This window comes from Luteibacter sp. P4_D7_3, from assembly GCF_056401735.1.
Window position 1 is genome coordinate 1 of record NZ_JBFUIT010000576.1, and the last position, 1257, is coordinate 1257.

Here is a 1257-nt window from a genome sequence, read left to right on the forward strand (position 1 = left end):
GTACCAGATGCAGTTGACCAGTTCGTCGGGGCGCAGCCTGCAGGAAACCACGTTGGAATTGGCCAAGCGGTTCCGGGCCCTACCGCAACTTCGCGACGTGGGCACGAGTTTCGACGGCATTGGCATGCAGCAATCCGTGACGGTGGATCGCGATGCGGCCAGCCGGTTGGACGTGACGATGAGTCGGATCGACGAGGCGCTGTACGACGCGTTTGGACAGCGTCCGGTCTCCACCATCTACTCGGATATCAACCCATATCGCGTCATCCTGACATCGTCGGGCGCCAGTTCCTTGCAGCCAGGTAATCTTCTCAATACCTACGTGCGCAGCGCACAGGGACAGATGATACCGTTGTCTGCCGTCGCGACAATCGCCCCTTCCATTACGCCGACAGGCGTAAGCCACTGGAATCAGCTGGAATCCTCCGCGATCACGTATAACCTCGCGAAAGGCGTCAGCCAGGTCGAAGGCATCAGGATCGTCGACGACCTGGTCGACCAGGCGAGGCTGCCGCCAGGCGTCCAGAACGATTATGCGGGCAGCAACCAGAAGCTGATCGAGGCGGTCGTGGGCGCCGTGGTGATGCTGGTGGCCGTGATCGTGCTCATGTACGTGCTGCTTGGCATTCTCTACGAAAGCCTCATCCATCCCTTGACGATTCTATCGACGCTACCTGCAGCGGGCATGGGGGCCTATCTTGCCATGTTGGTAACGCAAACCCCGCTCACACTCATGTCCGTGATCGCCGTGCTGATGCTCATCGGCATCGTGAAAAAGAACGCCATCATGATGGTGGACTTCGCGCTGGTGGCCGAACGGGAGCTCGGCATGGGACCGGTGGAAGCCATTACGGAGGCGGCGCTGGTCCGGTTTCGGCCGATCACGATGACTACCCTCGCAGCCATGGGTGCAGCCCTGCCACTGGTGATCGGCTTCGGCGTCGGTTCGGAAATGCGCAGGCCACTCGGTATCGCGATGCTTGGCGGACTGATCGTCTCGCAGTTGCTGACCTTGCTCAGTACACCGGCGATCTATTTGTGGAAGCACGATCACGCGCAGCGAAAGGCCAGACGGAGCCTCTGAGGCGTCGCCCTGAGGGGCCACTCTTCAAACACCGATCAACGCCCCACCTACCGAGGGACATCGGCGTTCGATCGAAGCCGCTAGCGCTCACAACAAACTCGTTCGGCAGATTTATGCCCATCCTGGTTGGGCGCCGGACGATGTGGCACAGCGTTGGCTCAACCGTTGCAAGG

General features: G+C 60.5%; 1 protein-coding gene. It reads left to right on the top strand.

Annotated features, from left to right (window positions below):
* A partial coding sequence (locus AC1DSN_RS22835) for an efflux RND transporter permease subunit (protein WP_477333145.1) occupies positions 1 to 1084 on the top strand: 1084 nt, incomplete at its 5' end.
* Positions 1085 to 1257: the final 173 nt, after the last annotated feature.